A 17,433-nucleotide genomic window follows, 5' to 3' on the forward strand; every position below is an offset into this window, starting at 1 on the left:
TGTTTTTAACCCACCACCGCGACGCAGGTTCGCCCGCGCCGGGGGTTTGGGGTCGTACCCCGTACGGGGTACGACCCCGCCCAGCTTTGCGGGTTAGCAGCCGCACTTTTCCTTCGGCGCCGAATCCAGCACGGCGCCACGGGTTTTGAGGCCCAGTTTCGCCAGCAGGTTGCGGTCGTCCTCCGCTTCCGGATTTTCGGTCGTCAGCAGCTTGTCGCCGTAGAAGATCGAATTGGCGCCGGCCATGAAGCACATCGCTTGTACCGCTTCGCCCATCTGGCGGCGGCCCGCCGACAGGCGCACGCGGGCCTTCGGCATCGTGATGCGGGCGACGGCGATGGTGCGCACGAATTCGAACGGGTCCAGCGGGTCCATGCCGTACAGCGGCGTGCCTTCGACCTGCACCAGGTGGTTGACCGGCACCGATTCCGGATACGGGTTCAGGTTGGCCAGCTGCGCGATCAAGCCGGCGCGCTGCAGGCGCGTCTCGCCCATGCCGACGATGCCGCCGCAGCAGACTTTCAGGCCCGCTTCACGGATGCGGCCCAGCGTGTCCAGGCGGTCCTGGTATTCGCGGGTCGAGATGACGTTGTCGTAGAACTCGGGCGCGGTGTCCAGGTTGTGGTTGTAGTAATCCAGGCCGGCGTCCTTCAGGCGCTGCGCCTGGCTTTCCTCCAGCATGCCCAGGGTGGCGCAGGTTTCCAGGCCGAGCGCCTTCACTTCGCGCACCATCTCCTCGACCTTGTCCATGTCGCGGTCCTTCGGGCTGCGCCAGGCGGCGCCCATGCAGAACCGGGTGGCGCCGTTGTCCTTGGCCTGGCGGGCGGCGTCGAGCACCGTGTCGATGTCGAGGATCTTCTTGGCTTCGACGCCGGTGTCGTAGCGCGCCGCTTGCGGGCAGTAGCCGCAGTCTTCCTCGCAGCCGCCGGTCTTGATCGACAACAGCGTGGCCAGTTCGACGTCGCCGTCCGGGAAGTTGAGGCGGTGCGTTTGCTGCGCCTTGAACATCAGGTCATTGAACGGCAGGTCGAACAGCGCCATCACGTCTTCCAGCGGCCAGGTCGCCGCCGGCGGCAGGGTGATCGCGGCGGTCGGACGGTGCAGGGCGACGGTTTTAGGTTCTTGGAGGGTGGTCAGGGACATCGTGTTTCCTTGTCTGTTCAAAGTTCGTTCAAAGTTTGTTCCGGGTTGGCCAGTTGGGCAGCCCGGTAAAATCGATATGGGCGGCGGCCGCCTCCGCGCTGGGGTTGTCCAGGCGCGGGATGCGTCCCAGCAGCGGCGCGTCGATGCGCTGCGCCAGCGCGGCGACGTTTTCGTCGGCAAAGGCCATGTCGGCCTGGGTCTCGTTGGCGACCCAGCCGATCACCGTCAGGCCGCGCGCTTCGATCGCCTCGACCGTCAGCAGCGCGTGGCTGATGCAGCCGAGCCGCAGCCCGACCACCAGCACCACCGGCAGCGCGAGCTGCTCGGCCAGGTCGGCGGTGTCGAATTCGTCGTTGAGCGGCACGCGGAAGCCGCCCACGCCCTCGACCACCACGGCGTCGGAGGCGGCGTTGATTTCGACATAGGCGGCCAGGATCGGCACCGCCGAAATGGTGACGCCCTCGAGCGCGGCGGCGATGTGCGGCGCGGCCGGCTCCTTGAGCAGGAACGGCGTGGTAATCGTCGGCAGCAGGTGGACGTTGCCGGCGGCGGCCAGCTGGTCGCAGTCGTCGTTGTGCCATTCGCCGTCGCGCAGCTCGGCGCCGGCGGCCACCGGCTTCATGCCGCAGGCGCGCACGCCGGCCTTCACCAAGGCGTGCAGCATCGCCGACGAGACCAGCGTCTTGCCGATTTCCGTGTCGGTGCCGGTGACGAAGCAGCAAAAGCGCGGCGGCAGGCCCCCGGCCAGCACCGCCGGCTGCATCTCTGGCTCCTGCTCCAGTACATCTTCGACCGCTGGCGCGTCGGACGGTATATCGACTGCTATGACGGGATCATCGAGACTCATCTGACGTCCTTTCCGAAGGCATCCAAATTATTCAGCGCGGTGATCAGCTGCGCCACTTCCATGCTGCTATGGGCCGCCGACAGCGTCACCCGCAGGCGCGATGTGCCTGGCGCGACGGTGGGCGGACGGATAGTGCCGACCCACAGCCCCCGTTCGTACAGAGCCGCGCCGGCGCGCATGGTTTCGGCATTATCGCCGATCAGGATAGGTTGGATCGCCGTCACCGACGGCAACCGCCGCCAGCGACGCAGTTTGAGCCCAACCTCGCCATCGTCCAATTGTGCCACCAATGCGGCAAGGTGCGCGCGCCGTTTTATGCCTTCCTGGCCCTCGATCAGGTCGATGCTGGTCAGCAGGGCGTGCGCCAGCGCCGGCGGCGTAGCGGTGGTGAAGATGTAGGGGCGGGCTTTCTGGATCAGCGTCTCGATCACCGTCTCGTGGGCGGCCACGAAGGCGCCGCCGACGCCGGCCGCCTTGCCCAAGGTGCCCATATAGACCAGGTAGGGCGAGCGCAGGTTGAAATGCTCCAGCGCGCCCCGTCCATGGTCGCCCAGGGTGCCGAAGCCGTGGGCGTCGTCGATGACCAGCCAGGCGCCGTGTTGTTCGCACAACGCAAGAAGGGCGGGCAGCGGCGCCAAGTCGCCATCCATGCTGAAAACGCTGTCCGTCACTACCAGCTTGGTAGCAGCGTTGCTGGCCGCGAGCATGGCGCCCAGCGCCTCCAGGTCGGCGTGCGGGTAGACGGTGACCTTGGCGCGCGACAGGCGGGCGCCGTCGATCAGGGAGGCGTGGTTGAGCGATTCGGAGAAGATCTCGGCCTCGCGGTCGCCGGCGGTCAGGCCGGTGATGATGGCGAGGTTGGCCATGTAGCCGGTGCAGAAGGTCAGCGCGCGCGCCGATTCCAGATGGGCGCCGACGAATTCGGCCAGGCGCTCCTCCAGCATGGCGTGGGCGCGGACATGGCCGCTGATCATGTGCGAGGCGCCGCTGCCGACGCCGTAGATCGCCGCCCCTTCCTGCAGCGCGAGCTTGAGCTTCGGGTGGTTGGCCAGGCCCAGATAGTCGTTGCTGCAGAAGGCTAGCAACTGGCGGCCGTCGACCGACACGCGGGCGCCGCATGGCGTGTCGACGGTGCGGCGCTTGCGGATCAGGCTTTGCTCGTCGAGCGCGCGCAGCTGGACGGTGAGTTTGTTCAGCAGTTCCATCGTCAGCCCGCCATCGTTTTGTCGAACACGGCCAGCGTGTTGGCGGCCAGGCCGTCGATTTCTTCGTCGGACAGGATATACGGGGGCATCATGTAGACGGTGGCGCCGATGGGGCGCATCAGCAGTTCATGCTCGACCGCCGTGGCGAAGAAGCGGCGCGAAAAGTCCGGCGTGGCGCCGATGGCGTCGAAGGCCCAGATCATGCCGCGCTGGCGGAAGTTGCGCACCTGTTTGTGCTGCGCCAGCGGTTGCAGCGCGGCCGTCAGCCGCGCCGCCTTGACCTTGTTCGCGTCGAGGACATTATCTTCCTCGAAGATTTGCAAGGTCGCCAGCGCGGCGCGGCAGGCCAGCGGGTTGCCGGTGTACGAGTGCGAGTGCAGGAAGCCGCGCGTGACGTCGCTGCTGTAGAAGGCCTGGTAGATGTCGTCGCGCGTCATCACCAGCGACAGCGGCAGGTAGCCGCCGCTGATGCCCTTGGACAGGCACAGGAAGTCCGGCCAGACGGCGGCCTGCTCGCAGGCGAAGAAGGTGCCGGTGCGGCCGCAGCCGACGGCGATTTCGTCGAGGATCAGGTGCACCTGGTGGCGGTCGCACAGTTCACGCACCAGTTTGAGGTACAGCGGGTCGTGCATCGCCATGCCGGTGGCGCATTGCACCAGCGGTTCGATGATGATGGCGGCGATCTTGTCGGCTTTTTCCACGAACAGGCGTTCGACGTCGGCGGCGGCGCGGCGCGCCACGCCTTCGGCGGTTTCACCTTCGGCGGCGTTGGCATTGCGGGCGTCCGGCGACATCACGGTCTGCGAGGCGCGCAGCAGCGGGCCGTAGGCGTCCTTGAACAGGGCGACGTCGGTGACGGCCAGCGCGCCGATGGTCTCGCCGTGGTAGCTGCCCTTGAGGCAGACGAATTCCTGCTTGCCGGCCTTGCCGTTGTTGCGCCACGAGTGGAAGCTCATTTTAAGCGCGATTTCCACCGCCGAGGCGCCGTCGCTGGCGTAGAAGCTGTGGCCCAGCACATGGCCGGTCAGGGCCGACAGTTTTTCCGACAGCTCGATCACCGGTTCGTGCGTGAAGCCGGCCAGCATGGCGTGTTCCAGCGTATCCAGCTGGTCCTTCAGCGCGGCGTTGATGCGCGGGTTGGCGTGGCCGAACAGATTCACCCACCAGGAACTGATCGCGTCCAGGTAGCGGCGGCCGTCATGGTCGTACAGCCACGCGCCCTTGCCCCGGCTGACCGGGATCAAGGGCACCGTCTCGTGGTGCTGCATTTGCGTGCATGGATGCCATACGCTGCGCAGGCTGCGTGCCACCCATTCGCTTTGTGTTTTGTCTTGCAAGGAAACTCCGATGTCTTTAATGCGTCAGCCAGTTCGGCTTGCGCTTTTCGAGGAACGAGGCCACGCCTTCGCGGCCCTGCTCCGATGCGCGGATATGCGCGATGCGCTCGGCGGTATCGGCCAGCAGCGCATCGTTCACTGGTCGCCCGACGACGTCGCGCACCAGCGCCTTGGCTTGCCGCACCGCGTTGGGGCTGTTGTTGACCATCGCCTTAACGATCTCCGCCACCTTGGCGTCGAGGGCGTCGGCGGCCACCACCTCGTGGGCGAAGCCGATGCGCAGCGCTTCGCCGGCGGAGAAGCGCTCCGCCGTCAGGAAGTAGCGGCGCGACGCGTTTTCGCCCATGGCCCTGATCACGTAGGGCGAAATGGTCGCGGGGATCAGGCCCAGTTTCACTTCACTCAGGCAGAAGTTGGCCTCGTCGACCGCGACGATGATATCGCAGGCGGCCACCAGGCCCATGCCGCCGGCGTAGCAATCGCCCTGCACCTTGGCCACCACGGGCTTGGGACACAGGTAGATCGTGCGCAGCATCTCCGCCAGTTGCAGGGCGTCGGCATGGTTTTCGGCGTGCGTGTAGCCCGCCATTTTTTTCATCCAGTTCAAATCGGCGCCGGCGCAGAAGGCCGGGCCGTTCGCGGCCAGCACGATGGCGCGCAGCTCGTCGTCCGCACCCAGTTCGCGGAAGGCGCGGGTGATTTCGGCGATGGTCTCTTCGTTGAAGGCATTGCGCGTGTCCGGCCGGTTCAGCGTGACGGTGGCGATTTTGCCGTCGCGGGTAACATTCAGTGTGGTGAAAGCCATGCCTACTCCTTGATTGCGTACTTGATTTCGGTCGGCATGCCGATCGTTTTGAGAAAGCGTTCGGTCTCCGGCAGCCAGATTGGCACGCCGTCCGCGCTCAACACCATCGTGTGCGCGTCCTTCTTGAAAGGGCCGAAGGCGACCAGTTGGGCCTTGCCGCCGGCGCCTGTGTAGGCCGCGTACAGGTCCTCGGCCAGCTTCGGTCCGAAGTGGGCGTCGTTGGCGCCGTAGAACCACAGCGTCGGCACCTTGCTGCGCGCGCCATAGGCCTTGAAGGCGTCGACCAGCGCGCCCTGCCAGTCGCACTTGGAGCGGCTGTTGACGCCACCGGCGAAGTTGATCACGCCGCGCACACCGCTGATATTGTGGCTGCCGGCGGCGATGGCCGTCAGGCCGCCGTGCGACTGGCCGGCCAGCAGCACGTGGGTTTGATCGGCCCACGGCTGCTTCATCGCGTATTGCATCGCGAAGAAAAGGGAGTTGGCCTGGTCGTCGCCGTTTTTCTCGGCGCGGCAGTGGGAGTTGACGTAGATGCCGCCCGAGCCGGCAAAACCCAGCCGCATCGGGATCACGACTGCGTAGCCGCGCCGTACGAACTGCTTCGACAGCACGACGTAGCGGGCACGCTCCTGCTGGTGGGCGTCGGCGCCGCCCGATTTACCGTGGTTCATGAACAGCACCGGGAACGGGCCGTTGCCCGGTGGTTTGAAGATCGTCGTTTGCAAGGTGATCGGGTCGCCGCCGATGGTGGCGGGGACGTCGACCACTTGTTCGCCCATGCGTTTCTCGACCAGCGGCAGCGACTGCCCGGGCGCCGTCAGCGGCTGCAGCATCTTCACCTGCGTCCCCTCCTGCGCGCCGGCGCGGGCGCACGCCAGCACGCAAAGAAGCGCGCATAAAGGCGCGGCCAAACGGTGACGGGGTGGCAGTCGATGGTGCATGGTCGTCGTTACATCCTGAAGACACCGAACTTGGTGTCGGGGATTTCGGCGTTGAGCGCGGCCGACAGGCCCAGGCCCAGCACCATGCGGGTGTCGGCCGGGTCGATGACGCCGTCGTCCCACAGGCGCGCGGTGGCGTAATACGGGTGGCCCTGGTGCTCGTACTGGTCCTTGATCGGCTGCTTGAAGGCCGCTTCCTCCTCCGCCGTCCACGAACCGCCCTTGCCCTCGATGCCGTCACGCTTGACGGTGGCCAGCACCGATGCCGCCTGGTCGCCGCCCATGACGGAGATGCGCGCGTTTGGCCACATCCACATGAAGCGCGGCGAAAACGCGCGGCCGCACATGCCGTAATTGCCGGCGCCGAAGCTGCCGCCGATGATGACGGTGAACTTGGGCACGGCGGCGGTGGCGACGGCGGTGACCATCTTGGCGCCGTTGCGAGCGATGCCCTCGTTTTCGTATTTTCGCCCGACCATGAAGCCGGTGATATTTTGCAGGAACACCAGCGGGATCTTGCGCTGGGCGCACAGCTCGATGAAATGCGCGCCCTTCAATGCCGATTCCGAGAACAGGATGCCGTTGTTGGCGATGATGCCCACCTTCATGCCGAAGATGTGGGCGAAGCCGCAGATCAGCGTGGTGCCGTAGCGCGCCTTGAATTCATCGAATTCGCTGCCGTCGACGATGCGGGCGATCACCTCGCGCACGTCGAACGGCTTGCGGGTGTCGACCGGGATCACGCCGTACAATTCTTCGGTGGCGTATTTCGGCTCTTCCGCTTCGCGCAACGCGCCCTGCTGCGGCTTGGTGCGGTTCAAATTCGAGACGATGGTGCGCGCCAGCGACAGCGCGTGCAGATCGTTCTGCGCCAGATGGTCGGCCACGCCGGACAGGCGGGTGTGGACGTCGCCGCCGCCCAGGTCCTCGGCCGTCACCACCTCGCCGGTGGCCGCCTTCACCAGCGGCGGACCGCCGAGGAAAATCGTGCCCTGGTCCTTGACGATGATCGATTCGTCGCTCATGGCCGGCACGTAGGCGCCGCCGGCCGTGCAAGACCCCATGACGACGGCGATCTGCGGAATGCCCTTGGCCGACAGGTTGGCCTGGTTGTAGAAGATGCGGCCGAAGTGGTCGCGGTCGGGGAAGACGTCGTCCTGGTTGGGCAGGTTGGCGCCGCCCGAGTCAACCAGGTAGATGCAAGGCAGGTTGTTCTGGTCGGCGATTTCCTGCGCGCGCAGGTGCTTCTTGACCGTCATCGGGTAGTAGGTGCCGCCCTTGACGGTGGCGTCGTTGCAGACGATGACGCACTCCTGGCCCGCCACGCGGCCGATGCCGGTGATGATGCCGGCCGCCGGCGCGGCGTCGGCGCCGTTGGCGTCCTGGTACATGCCGTAGGCGGCCATCTGCGACAGTTCGAGGAAGGGCGTGCCGGGATCGAGCAGCATTTGCACGCGGTCGCGCGGCAGCAGTTTGCCGCGCGCGACGTGCTTGGCCGACGCCGCCTCGCCGCCGCCGGCCGCGATTTTGGCGACCTTGGCGCGCAGGTCGTCGACGACGGCCCGCATGGCGGCGGCGTTGGCCTTGAAGTCCTCGCTGCGGGGATTGAGCTTGCTTTCGATCTGCGGCATTGTTTTTCCTTTGTGCGCGTGGTCTCGCACGCGTCGTGATGATTATTCGGGAAAACTACCGTCAACGTAATACCAGCGCGGGCCGCCCTCGGCCGGCTCGCGCACGAAGTTGCTGATCTCGTGCAGGCGCTGCGCCTTGCCGTTGACCTTGAAACGGGCGACGAATTCGACCGTGTCACGGTCCGGATCAATTGTTTGCTCGGCAACTTTCGCTTTACGTTGACGTAAACGTAAAGCAGATTTTACCTCAAGTCCCAACCATTGCAATTTTTCTTCGTCGCTCAGGATCGGCTCGCTCGGGCGGGTGCTGGCGTGCCAGGTGGCCAGCAGGTAGGGCTCGTCGCGCAGGCCATAGGCGGTGTAACGCGAGCGCATCAGCGTTTCGGCGGTGGGCGGGATGGCGGCGCCCGCGATATAGGGGCCGCAGCAGGCCGCGAGGGACGGGCCGCCGCATGGGCAGCCGGCGGGCGCGGCGGACTTCTTGGACATGGGTGGCAGGACGGGCTGGTGTGACAAGCCAGCATTATCCGCCAAATGGGCCGCTTGCGCACCGCCCCGCGTTTCGCCGGGCGCACTAAATAATGTGTTTTACGGCCTTGCGGGCGCACGGGCTTGCGTATCGCTATTACACTAGGGGGGTTAGGAGAAACAAATGAGCCAGAGTGGTTTTGAATTCAAGGCGGACGCCAACGACAGTTCGCCCCTGTACATGCAGATTGCCCGGAAATTGAGCGACGATGTGCATAACGGCCGCTATCAGGTGGACCAGGCGCTGCCGTCCGAGCGGGCGCTGTCGGAGTTGCTCAACGTTTCGCGGGTGACCGCGCGCAAGGCCATCGACCAGCTGGTCGACCAGGGCCTGGTGGTGCGCCGGCGCGGTTCGGGCAACTACATCGCGCCGCGCATCGAGCAGCCGTTGTCGAACCTGACCAGTTTTTCGGAGCAGTTGCAGCAGCGCGGCCACGTGCCGGGCTCGCGCTGGCTCAAGCGGGCGATCGTCACGCCCACGCCCGAGGAGCAGCTGAGCCTGGGCCTGTCGCCGTATTCGAAGGTGGCGCGGCTCGAGCGCCTGCGGCTGGCCGACGACGTGGTCATGGCCTACGAGGTCAGCGTGTTGCCGCAGACGGTGCTCAACGACCCGGACGCGGTCGGCGCCTCCCTGTACCAGTATCTCGACAGCATCGGCCAGTCGCCGGTGCGGGCGCTGCAGCACATCCGCGCGATGAACGCGTCGGCCGACCTGGCGCGCCAGCTGGGCGTGCCGGAGGGGCAAGCGGTGCTGTACATCACGCGTATTGCTTATCTTGAATCGGGCGAGGCGATGGAGTTGACGCATTCATATTGTCATAGTGACCATTACGACTTCGTCGCCGAGATGCGGCGCGCGACCTGACCCCGACGCCGGCACTGGCGCCACGATCATGCCCGACAAACTGACCTCATTGATGCTGCGCCACGCGCCAGCGGACGGCATGCACGATTGCGCCCTGCCCGGCGTGACCTTGATCCGCTCGTCCACGCCGACCACGCCGATGCCGGCGGTCTACGAACCGTCCATTTGCGTGATGGCGCAGGGCAGCAAGCAAGTGCTGGCCGGCGAGCAGATATTGAACTACGACAGTAGCCGTTATCTGATCGCGGCGGTGGACGTGCCGGCCGTCGGCGCGGTGACCGAGGCCACGGTGGCGCGGCCCTATTTGTGCGTGTATTACCGCTTCAACCGGCCGGAGTTGACCAGGCTGGCGTTGAAAGTCGACGCCGCCGTCCGGCAGGATGGGACATCCGGTCCCGTGCGCGGGCTGGCGGTTCATGAGACGACGCCGCAACTGGTGGACGCGTTCACCAGGCTGGTGGCATTGCTCGACACGCCGGCCGACATTGCGACCCTGGCGCCGTTGATCGAGCAGGAAATCATCTATCGGCTGGCCACCGGGCCGGCGCGGGCCGTCATGCATCATATCGCCAGCGGCGACCGCAGCCTGAACCAGGTGTCGCGGGCGATCGGCTGGATCAGGGACCATTATCGCGAGCCGATCACGATCGATGTGCTGGCCGAGCAGGCCGGCATGAGTCCGTCGTCGCTGCATGCGCATTTCAAGTCGATCACGCACTTGAGTCCGATTCAGTACCGGACCCGCTTGCGGCTGCAGGAGGCGCGGCGGCTGATGGTGGCCGAGGGCATGGACGCGGCGCAGGCAGCGTTCAAGGTCGGCTACGACAGCGCCTCCCAGTTCAGCCGCGAGTATGGGCGCCTGTATGGCGAGGCGCCCGCCACCGATGCCAGCCGCCTGCGGGGGCGGGCGGCAATACTGTAACGCGGCCGGGTCAGGCTTTGTATTGGGTAGTGATCAAATAAACCTGGAAGGCGAACGAGGCCGCCGCCGCCAGCAGCGCCCGGGCGGCCCACAGCTTGCGCCCGGCGCTCAGGCTTGGATGCTTGTTCAGTGTGCCGCGGTAGGCGCGGTAGCCCAGGTACATGTTCAGCGGCCCGAAGATGTAGACCGTAATCATCAAAAACATCAGCGGGTAGGACAGCAGGATCAGCAAAAAAGTCAGCAGGTACATGATTTGGCGGCGCTCGGTTGCGTATTGTTCGTTGTGTGCGTATGGTAACTGCCGTGAGCATAACAGCAGCGGCCGCCGCGAAAGGAAGTATGAAGCAACAACGCAACCCGTGGAGCTGGGTGCCCAGCATTTCCTTTAGCCAGGCCGTGCCCTATGTCGCGGTGATGATGCTGTCGACGGTGATGTATAAAAACCTGGGCATCTCCAACACCGATCTGGCGTTTTATACGGCCTGGCTGTACCTGCCTTGGGTGATCAAGCCGCTGTGGTCGCCGCTGGTCGAACTGGTCGGCACCAAGCGGCGCTGGATCGTGCTGCTGCAACTGCTGACGGGCGCGTCGCTGGCGTGCGTGGCGCTGACGCTGCACCTGCCGCAATTCTTCGCCATGAGCCTGGCCGTGCTGTGGCTGATGGCGTTCAGCTCGGCCACCCACGATATCGCCTCCGACGGCTATTACATGCTGGGCCTGCCGACCCAGGGCCAGCAGGCGGCCTTCGTCGGCGTGCGCAGCGCCTTTTACAAGCTGGCGATGATCGCCGGCCAGGGCGGCATCGTCTACATGGCCGGCGAGTTGATCAAGTCCAGCGGCGATCCGGCCTGGGCCTGGTCGGTGGTGTTCGGCGTGATGTCGGCGCTGTTCCTGCTGCTGTGCGCCTATCACCATTTCGTGCTGCCACGCCCTGAGTCCGACCGCAGCCATGCCGGCGGCGGCGCGCTGTGGAGCGATTTTATCGATACTTTCCGCAGCTTTTTCCGGAAGCCGGGCATCGTTGCCATCCTCGGCTTCCTGCTGCTGTACCGGCTGGGCGAGGCGCAACTGCTCAAAATGGCGGCGCCGTTCCTGCTCGATCCGCGCGACCAGGGCGGCCTGGGCTTGACCACATCGCAGTTCGGGCTGGTCTACGGCACCATCGGCGTGTGCGCGCTGGTGCTGGGCGGCCTGGCCGGCGGCGTGGTCATTTCGCGCTTCGGCCTCAAGCGCGCGCTGTGGCCGATGGTGTTCGTCATGCACGTGCCGGACCTGGTGTTCGTCTACCTGGCGACGGCGTTGCCGACCGATACCGTGCTCATTTCGGCCTGCCTGGCGGTCGAGCAGTTCGGCTACGGCTTCGGCTTCGCCGCCTTCATGCTGTACATGATCCTGGTGGCCGACGGCGAGCACAAGACCGCCCATTACGCCATCTGCACCGGCTTCATGGCGCTCGGCATGATGCTGCCGGGAATGGTCAGCGGCTGGATCCAGGACCATTTGGGCTATCAAAAGTTTTTCATCTGGGCATGTATTTCGACCCTGCCGGCGTTTTTCATGACCGCCAGGGTGCGTATCCCGATTGAATTCGGTAAGAAATAGACGTCCCCGGCTTTACAATAGAAGGCTCAACTGTATCGGGGAATGGTTTTGGTTTTTAATGCAAAGAAACGGCTGACCTTGACCGCCGGCGTGGCCGGCGTCATGGCGGCGCTGCTGGAAGGTTGTTCAAGTACGCCGTCGGCGCCCGCCGCCGATGGCGCCACCCCGCCGCCGCCCTCGCCCGGCACGCCGCGCCCGCCGGGCGCCATCGCGCCGCCACCGCTGCCGTTCGATCCGAACATGCCGCCGCCGGCGCCGCGCGAGTTCCGCGCCGCCTGGGTGTCCACGGTTGCCAATATCGATTGGCCCAGCCGCAGCAACCTGAGTTCCGAGAAGCAGCAGGCCGAAGCCGTCGCCATCCTGGAGCGCTGCAAGGCGCTCAACCTGAACGCCATCGTGTTGCAGGTGCGTCCAAGCGCCGACGCGATCTATCCGTCCGAACTCGAGCCGTGGTCGGAGTTCCTGACCGGCCAGCAGGGCCGCGCGCCCAAGGGCGGCTACGATCCGCTGCAATTCTGGATCGAGCAGGCGCACGCGCGCGGGCTCGAGCTGCACGCCTGGTTCAACCCCTACCGCGCCCGCCACGCGACGGCCAAGTCGGCGCTGGCGCGCAACCACATCGCCAACACCAACCCGGAAGCGGTCAAGACCTACGGCCGCTACCTGTGGATGGACCCGGGCGAGTCGGCCGCCTCGCAGCGCACGCTCGACGTCATCCTCGACGTGGTGCGACGCTACGACATCGATGGCGTGCACATCGACGATTATTTCTATCCGTATCCGATCGACACGCCCAACGCGGCCGGCCCGGAGGGCGTGGCGCTGGACGGCGGCGCGGGCGGTGGCGGCGGCAGGCAGGAGCTGGAATTTCCGGACCAGCCGTCGTGGCAGCGCTATCTGCTCGGCGGCGGCACCCTGGACCGGCCGCACTGGCGGCGCCAGAACGTCAATGCGCTGATCCAGGCGCTGTATATCGGCATCCACAAGGAAAAAAGCTGGGTGCGCTTCGGCATCAGCCCCTTCGGCATCGGCCGGCCGGACCGGCGCCCGGCCGGCATCGTCGGCCTGAGCCAGTACGACAAGCTGTACGCGGACGCCGAACTATGGCTCAACAACGGCTGGCTCGACTATTTGGCGCCGCAGCTGTACTGGCCGGTGGCGCAGGCGCCGCAGGCGTTCGACGTGCTGCTCGATTACTGGCTGGCGCAGAACACGCGCGCGCGCCACGTCTGGCCCGGGCTCTACACCAGCCGCATCGACAACACCGCCAAGACGTTCGCGCCGGAGGAGATCGTCAAGCAGATCGGCGTTACCCGCAGCCGCGCCGGCGCCCGTGGCCATCTGCACTTCTCCGTCGCCGCGCTGATGGAGAACCGCAAGGGCATCACCGACCAGCTCAAGGCGCGCACCTACCAGGCGCCGGCGCTGTCGCCGGCCACGCCGTGGCTGGGCGCCGAGCTGCCGACCGCGCCGAGCGCCACCGCCAAGCGCGAATCGCAGGGCGTTGGCCTGCGGCTGGCGGCCGGCGGCGGCAAGCCGGTGACGCATTACGCGATCTGGAGCCGCTACGGTGCCGAGTGGCGCTTCGCCGTGGCGCCCGCGTCGCGCGCGGTGTTGCTGCTGGCGGACGATGCGGCCGGACAGGCGGCCGAGATGGTGGTGGTCAGCGCAGTCGACCGGCTGGGCAATGAAAGCCCGCGCATCAGCGTTTACAAGCGCGGGTGATGATGAACGGCCTGGGCCTCGGCATCGACGCGGGCGGCACGCAAACCCGCTGGGCGCTGGCCGATGCGGCCGGCGTCATCGTGGCCGAGGGCGCGGTCGACGGCATGTCGGCCACGCAGATGGGCAACGACGCCGGCCGCGACGCCGTGCGCGCGGTGTTCGCTGCCTTGGCGGCGCAGGTGCGGGTGCGGGCGCTGGCCGCCGGCCGGCCTGTGGCCGTGTGCGCAGGCCTGACCGGATTCGACGGCGCCGCCGGCTTGCCGGCGCAATGGCTGGCCGAATTGCTGAACGTCGCGCCGGCCGCCGTGACCGTGCGCAGCGATATCGAAATCGCCTATCTGGACGGCTTCGCGCCCGGCGAAGGCTATCTGGTGTACGCCGGCACCGGCTCGATCGCTGCCTGGATCGCACCGGACGGCCAGTTCCACCGCGCCGGCGGACGCGGCGTGACCCTGGACGACGGCGGCGGCGGCTTCTGGATCGCGCGCGAGGCGATGCGCCACATCTGGCGCCTGGAGGACGAGGAGCCCGGCGCGTGGCAACGTTCGGCCATGGCGCGCGCTGTGTTGGACCACGTCGGCGGCAGCGACTGGGCCTTGTCGCGTCAGTTTATTTACGGGCAGGAGCGGGGCGCGATCGGGCGGCTGGCGCTGGCCGTCGCCGCCAGTGCCGACGCCGATCCGGTCGCGCGCGGCATCCTCGAACAGGCCGGCCGCGAACTGGCGCGCATCGCGCTGGCGCTGGTGCGCCGCTACGGGCCGCGTCCCATTGCATTGGCCGGACGCGCCGCCACCTTGCATCCGCTGATTGCGCAAACGATGCGCGCGGCGATGCCCGAAGCGTTGTTGCTGACGCAGCGCGCAACAAAAGGGCACCACGCGGCGGCCCGTATTGCTCTAAACTCACTAAATTGAATCGCTGCCGAGATTGCCCATGAAGATTGTTCCGTTGACCGTTTTGTCCACCATGATGGCGCTGCTGGCCGGTTGCGCCACCGTGCCGCCGTCCGAGCCGCGCATCGACCGCAGCCTGAGTTCGCGCGGGCAGAGCGATCGGGTCAAGTACATCATCATTCACTACACGGTGTCGGACCTGCCGCGCTCGATCAAGATACTGACGCAGCAGGATGTCAGCGCGCATTATTTGCTGACCGACACCGAGCACCCGTTCTTCTACGCGCTGGTCGACGAGTCGCGGCAGTCCAACCACGCCGGCATCAGCAGCTGGAAGATCTACAACCAGCTCAATTCGGCGTCGATCGGCATCGAGATCGTCAATCGCGGCTTCACCGAATCGCCGCAGGGACGGGTGTGGTATCCGTTCCCGCAGGCGCAGATCGACCAGCTGATTTTGCTGCTCAAGGATATCGTCAAGCGCCATGGCATCAAGCCGGAGAACATTCTCGGCCACAACGATATCGCGCCGCAGCGCAAGCAGGACCCGGGGCCGTTGTTCCCGTGGAAGCAGCTGGCGGACGCAGGACTGATCACGTGGCCGGAGCCGAGCCGCGTGGCCGCGCGCCTGCCGGGGTATCAGCAGCAGTTGCCGGATGTGCTGTGGTTCCAGCTGAAGCTGGCGCAGCATGGCTACGCGGTGCCGCAGACCGGACAGTTCGATCAGGCCACGCGCAATGTGTTGACGGTGTTCCAGTCGAAGTATCGGCAGTCGTTGTTTGACGGCGTGCCGGATGCGGAGACGGCGGCGATTCTGGATGTGTTGACCAGTCCGCTGCCTGCACTGCCGGCGCAAGGGGCAGGGCTCGCGCCGGCGGTTGCGACGCCAGCACCGGTGACGCCAACACCCGTCACGCTGCCCGCAACGCCTGCGCCGGTCGCGCCCGCGCCAACGCCGGTGACTCCGGCCGTGCCTTCGCAGCCGGTGCCGCCCACCGAGCCGGTCGAGTCGCAATAAGCCACCGGGTGCCTGCAATGACGTCTCCCATCCACTGCGAAACGATTGCCGGCCACCCAGATTTCCGTCGTCTCGACACCATCCAGGGCATCGCCGTCGATCTGCGCTACGCCACGCCGGACAACTTTGTCGGCAGGGATCTCTATTCGCCGTTGGATTGCAGCTTCCTGCATAAAGATGCGGCCGCCGCGCTCGAGCGGGCGGTCGCATGGCTGGCGGCGCGCCGTCCGGATTACAAGTTTTTAGTGTTGGACGCCCTGCGCCCGCAACGGGTGCAGGAGCAACTCTGGCAAGCACTGCAGGGAACCGATCTGCTCGGCTACATCGCCGACCCGGTGCGCGGCTCGATCCACTCGTTCGGCATGGCGCTCGACGTCACCTTGGTGGGCGCCCAAGGCCGCGAGCTGGACATGGGGACCGGCTTCGACGACTTGAGTGAGCGCTCGCATCCGGCCAAGGAGGCACTATTGCTGGCGCGGGGCGAGCTGAGCGTGCACCACATCGAAAACCGCCGCTGGCTGCGGGGCGCGATGTTCCAGGCCGGCTTTGTCGGCATCAACAGCGAATGGTGGCATTTCGACTGTGGAGATCGGCTGTTGGTTCGGCGCGATTACGCCCGCGTACTGTAGAACCTCCCCTGAGGCCCCGCCACCCGGCAGCGAGGGAGGGGAGCTCTTTTTTCAGCTTTTACTAAAACCTGCTATTTCTTACTACACTGCGCTATTCCCCACTATTTCGTGCTCTTTGCTGCTACTCCGAACACTAAAAAGCGCTAATTCGTACTATTTCTCAGGTGTCGCGATAATTTAGTAAGTTTTAGTGTGTTGCATAGGAATTTTAGTAATAGACAGAGCGGAGTAGTAAAGGTTAGTTGCGAATAGCAGGGATTAGTAAATCCGGCTTTTTCAGGCTACTGCCCCCGGAGTCGTTCGGGATCAGTCTCACCGTTACCGGTCCACCATCGCCATCCGCTCCTGACTGTAGCGCGGTCCCGCGACCTGCTTCAGCGCGTTGTCGAGTACCTCCGTCTCGCGGCTGTCGAGCGCGATCCCGGCGGCTGCCACGTTCTGCTCCAGGTAGGTGCGGCGGCGCGTGCCTGGGATCGTCACGATGTCGTCGCCCTTGTGCATCGCCCACGCCAGCGCGATCTGGCCCGGCGTGACCTGCCGCGCGTCGGCAAGCTCGCGCACGATGGCCGCCGCCTGCATGTTGCGGTCGAAATTCTCGCCTTGCAGACGCGGGTCCAGATGGCGGAAGTCGCTCGCCGGATATTCCTCCGCGCGCTTGGCGCTGCCGGCCAGGAAGCCCCGTCCCAGCGGACTGAACGCGACCAGCCCGATGCCCAGCTCGCGCAGCACCGGGATCACGTCCGCCTCCAGGTTGCGCTCCCACAGCGAATACTCGCTCTGCACCGCGCTGATCGGGTGCACCGCGTGCGCGCGGCGGATGTTGGCCACCCCCGCCTCGGACAGCCCCAGATAGCGCACCTTGCCCTCCTTCACCAGATCGGCCATCACGCCCACCACGTCCTCCACCGGCACCAGAGGATCGATGCGGTGCTGGTACAGCAAATCGATGTAGTCGGTGTTCAACCGGCGCAGCGAGCCTTCGACCTTGGCGCGGATGCCGGCCGGGTCGCTGGTGACGCCGACAGTCTTGCCATCGCGGATGTCGAAGCCGAACTTGGTGGCGAGGATGACCTCGCCGCGACGCCCGGCGAAGGCGCGGCCCAGCAGCGCCTCGTTGTCGTAGGGACCGTATTGCTCGGCCGTGTCGAAGAAATTGACGCCGAGATCGATCGCGCGGTGCAGGGTGGCAACCGCTTCATTCTGGTCGGCAGGGCCGTAGGTGTTGCTCATGCCCATGCAGCCGAGGCCCTGCGCCGAGACCGTCAGTCCTTGGCTACCTAAATTGCGTTGTTTCATGTTGACCTCCTGTCGGTTGGATGGGATTCAGTATGCCACCATCTAA

General features: G+C 65.9%; 16 protein-coding genes and 1 pseudogene. 7 read left to right on the forward strand and 10 right to left on the reverse strand.

Annotated features, from left to right (window positions below):
- Positions 1–93: 93 nt before the first annotated feature.
- The 8 genes from bioB to AC0IYS_RS01045 are packed head-to-tail and all read right to left on the reverse strand — an operon-like array spanning position 94 to position 8,398.
- Complete coding sequence (gene bioB, locus AC0IYS_RS01010) at positions 94–1,143, reverse strand: biotin synthase BioB (protein ID WP_471703437.1); 1,050 nt, start codon at positions 1,141–1,143, stop codon at positions 94–96.
- Between the two features lie 28 nt (positions 1,144–1,171).
- The gene (bioD, locus tag AC0IYS_RS01015) at positions 1,172–1,990 is read right to left on the reverse strand and encodes a dethiobiotin synthase (protein WP_471703438.1); all 819 of its coding nucleotides are present in this window, start codon (positions 1,988–1,990) and stop codon (positions 1,172–1,174) included.
- Entirely contained in the window at positions 1,987–3,195 is a 1,209-nt protein-coding gene (gene bioF, locus AC0IYS_RS01020) for an 8-amino-7-oxononanoate synthase (protein WP_471703439.1), read from the reverse strand. Before bioF ends, bioD begins: the two co-directional genes overlap by 4 nt.
- 2 nt (positions 3,196–3,197) lie before the next feature.
- Positions 3,198–4,532, reverse strand: a complete 1,335-nt coding sequence (gene bioA, locus AC0IYS_RS01025; protein ID WP_471703440.1) for an adenosylmethionine--8-amino-7-oxononanoate transaminase — start codon at positions 4,530–4,532, stop codon at positions 3,198–3,200.
- A gap of 16 nt (positions 4,533–4,548) precedes the next feature.
- Positions 4,549–5,337 carry an enoyl-CoA hydratase/isomerase family protein gene (locus AC0IYS_RS01030; RefSeq protein WP_471703441.1) on the reverse strand — a complete coding sequence of 263 codons (789 nt, stop codon included), beginning with the start codon at positions 5,335–5,337 and terminating at the stop codon, positions 4,549–4,551.
- 2 nt (positions 5,338–5,339) lie between these two features.
- The gene (locus AC0IYS_RS01035; protein WP_471703442.1) at positions 5,340–6,278 is read right to left on the reverse strand and encodes a dienelactone hydrolase family protein; all 939 of its coding nucleotides are present in this window, start codon (positions 6,276–6,278) and stop codon (positions 5,340–5,342) included.
- Positions 6,279–6,286: 8 nt separating this feature from the next.
- Positions 6,287–7,909: a carboxyl transferase domain-containing protein gene (locus AC0IYS_RS01040; protein WP_471703443.1), complete on the reverse strand. Its 1,623-nt coding sequence runs from the start codon at positions 7,907–7,909 to the stop codon at positions 6,287–6,289.
- A 42-nt stretch (positions 7,910–7,951) separates the two neighbouring features.
- Complete coding sequence (locus tag AC0IYS_RS01045) at positions 7,952–8,398, reverse strand: YchJ family protein (protein WP_471703444.1); 447 nt, start codon at positions 8,396–8,398, stop codon at positions 7,952–7,954.
- A 163-nt stretch (positions 8,399–8,561) separates the two neighbouring features.
- Here AC0IYS_RS01045 and AC0IYS_RS01050 point away from each other — a divergent pair, with 163 nt between their 5' ends.
- Together AC0IYS_RS01050 and AC0IYS_RS01055 are read left to right on the forward strand one after the other, a co-directional pair.
- Entirely contained in the window at positions 8,562–9,302 is a 741-nt protein-coding gene (locus AC0IYS_RS01050) for a GntR family transcriptional regulator (RefSeq protein ID WP_363507293.1), read from the forward strand.
- A 28-nt stretch (positions 9,303–9,330) separates the two neighbouring features.
- On the forward strand, positions 9,331–10,224 hold the full coding sequence (locus AC0IYS_RS01055; protein ID WP_471703445.1) for an AraC family transcriptional regulator: 894 nt from the start codon (positions 9,331–9,333) through the stop codon (positions 10,222–10,224).
- Positions 10,225–10,234: 10 nt separating this feature from the next.
- On the opposite strand, the gene AC0IYS_RS01060 is transcribed toward AC0IYS_RS01055, so the two are convergent.
- Entirely contained in the window at positions 10,235–10,474 is a 240-nt protein-coding gene (locus AC0IYS_RS01060) for a hypothetical protein (protein ID WP_471703446.1), read from the reverse strand.
- A gap of 89 nt (positions 10,475–10,563) precedes the next feature.
- On the opposite strand from AC0IYS_RS01060, the gene AC0IYS_RS01065 reads away from it, so the two are divergent.
- The 5 genes and pseudogenes from AC0IYS_RS01065 to AC0IYS_RS01085 all read left to right on the forward strand — a co-directional run bounded on the left by AC0IYS_RS01065 (position 10,564) and on the right by AC0IYS_RS01085 (position 16,091).
- A complete protein-coding gene (locus AC0IYS_RS01065; protein WP_471703447.1) occupies positions 10,564–11,826 on the forward strand; it encodes an MFS transporter in 1,263 nt (420 codons plus the stop codon).
- 42 nt (positions 11,827–11,868) lie between these two features.
- Positions 11,869–13,551, forward strand: a complete 1,683-nt coding sequence (locus AC0IYS_RS01070) for a glycoside hydrolase family 10-like protein (RefSeq protein ID WP_471703448.1) — start codon at positions 11,869–11,871, stop codon at positions 13,549–13,551.
- 2 nt (positions 13,552–13,553) lie between these two features.
- The gene (locus tag AC0IYS_RS01075; protein WP_471708773.1) at positions 13,554–14,465 is read left to right on the forward strand and encodes an N-acetylglucosamine kinase; all 912 of its coding nucleotides are present in this window, start codon (positions 13,554–13,556) and stop codon (positions 14,463–14,465) included.
- A gap of 19 nt (positions 14,466–14,484) precedes the next feature.
- Positions 14,485–15,261, forward strand: a pseudogene (locus tag AC0IYS_RS01080) (N-acetylmuramoyl-L-alanine amidase); the annotation flags it as partial.
- 218 nt (positions 15,262–15,479) lie between these two features.
- A complete protein-coding gene (locus AC0IYS_RS01085) occupies positions 15,480–16,091 on the forward strand; it encodes a M15 family metallopeptidase (RefSeq protein ID WP_471703449.1) in 612 nt (203 codons plus the stop codon).
- Positions 16,092–16,409: 318 nt separating this feature from the next.
- On the opposite strand, the gene AC0IYS_RS01090 is transcribed toward AC0IYS_RS01085, so the two are convergent.
- Positions 16,410–17,387: an aldo/keto reductase gene (locus tag AC0IYS_RS01090; protein ID WP_471703450.1), complete on the reverse strand. Its 978-nt coding sequence runs from the start codon at positions 17,385–17,387 to the stop codon at positions 16,410–16,412.
- Positions 17,388–17,433: the final 46 nt, after the last annotated feature.

This window comes from Duganella sp. AC237 (assembly GCF_979254035.1).